Raw genomic sequence first — 1605 nt, forward strand, 5'->3', positions numbered from 1 at the left:
TCACGTTGGACGAGTCGAGCCGCTCCTCGTGGATGTTCACCTGGACGTAGGGGTTGATGCCCTGCACCGTCTCCTTGGCGGACAGCGCCTTGGACTTACCGATGTCGGCCTGGCTGTGGATGATCTGGCTTCTCCGGTTCGATCTGGTTGACCCAACCGATCACGCCGCCCCCCACGTGCACCGCGTCCGCGAAGCCCGCGTTCTTCAGCACGGCCAGCACCTCGGCCGACCGCACGCCCGTCTTGCAGTGCAGCACGATCCGCCGGTCCTGCGGCAGGTCGCTCAACGCGTCGCCCATCAGGAACTCGTTCTTCGGGACGAGCCGCGCGCCCGGGATGGAGACGATCTCGTACTCGTTGGGCTCGCGCACGTCGATGATGTCGATCTTCTCGTCGGCGTCGATCCACTCCTTCAGCTGCCGAGGCGTGATCGTCGAGTCCTTGGCCGCCGCCTGCGCCTCGTCCGAGACGACGCCGCAGAAGGCCTCGTAGTCGATCAGCTCGGTGACCGTCGGGTTGTCGCCGCACACCGCGCAGTTGGGGTCCTTGCGGACCTTGACCTGCCGGTAGGTCATCTCCAGGGCGTCGTAGATCATCAGCCGGCCGACGAGCGGGTCGCCGGTGCCGGTGAGCACCTTGATCGCCTCGGTCACCTGGATCGAACCGATCGACGCGCACAGCACGCCGAGCACCCCGCCCTCGGCGCAGGACGGCACCATGCCGGGCGGCGGCGGCTCGGGGTAGAGGCAGCGGTAGCACGGGCCGTGCTCGGACCAGAAGACGGACGCCTGGCCGTCGAAGCGGTAGATGGAGCCCCAGACGTACGGCTTGTTCAGCAGCACGCAGGCGTCGTTGACGAGGTAGCGGGTGGCGAAGTTGTCCGTGCCGTCGACGATCAGGTCGTACTCGGCGAACAGCTCCATCACGTTGGACGAGTCGAGCCGCTCCTCGTGGATGTTCACCTGGACGTAGGGGTTGATGCCCTGCACCGTCTCCTTGGCGGACAGCGCCTTGGACTTACCGATGTCGGCCTGGCTGTGGATGATCTGCCGCTGGAGGTTCGACTCGTCGACGACGTCGAACTCCACGATGCCCAGGGTGCCGACCCCGGCCGCCGCCAGGTACATCAGGGCCGGCGAGCCCAGGCCCCCCGCGCCCACGGCGAGCACCTTGGCGTTCTTCAGCCGCTTCTGCCCGGCCATCCCGACGTCGGGGATGATCAGGTGGCGGGAGTACCTGCGGACCTCGTCGACGGTGAGCTCGGCGGCCGGCTCTACCAGGGGTGGCAGCGACACGGGGACTCCGTACTTCTAGGGACACGGTCGTTGTCCCACAACACTGCCACGCCCCGGCTGATTCCGAGATGCCCCTTCCACAGTCCGGGCAGCCACCCTCACGGTGGCCACAGTCCGGGCAGCCACCCTCCGGGCGGCCACACTCAGGCACCCCCGCGCGGGGCGGGTCACATCCGGCAGGCCGCCTCCATCCAGATGTCCGCGAGGGACTCCTCCAGGCTGATCCTGGCCCGCCAGCCGAGCCGGTCCCTGGCGGTGCGGACGTCGGCCTGCTGCCAGCCGCCGCAGCCGTCGGGGTAGGGGCCGGGGG

Annotated in this window: 2 protein-coding genes and 1 pseudogene; all 3 read right to left on the reverse strand. The window is 68.5% G+C overall.

Annotated elements, in window-relative coordinates; translation table 11 throughout:
* Positions 1-124: ThiF family adenylyltransferase (locus E1283_RS40100; protein ID WP_207930675.1), on the reverse strand; the 124-nt coding region annotated here is incomplete at its 3' end.
* Entirely contained in the window at positions 96-1295 is a 1200-nt protein-coding gene (gene moeZ, locus E1283_RS36035; protein WP_132822369.1) for an adenylyltransferase/sulfurtransferase MoeZ, read from the reverse strand. The genes moeZ and E1283_RS40100, both read right to left, overlap by 29 nt.
* 167 nt (positions 1296-1462) lie before the next feature.
* Positions 1463-1605, reverse strand: a pseudogene (locus E1283_RS36040) (reductase); the annotation flags it as partial.

Source organism: Streptomyces hainanensis, from assembly GCF_004348415.1.
GTDB lineage: Bacteria > Actinomycetota > Actinomycetes > Streptomycetales > Streptomycetaceae > Streptomyces > Streptomyces hainanensis.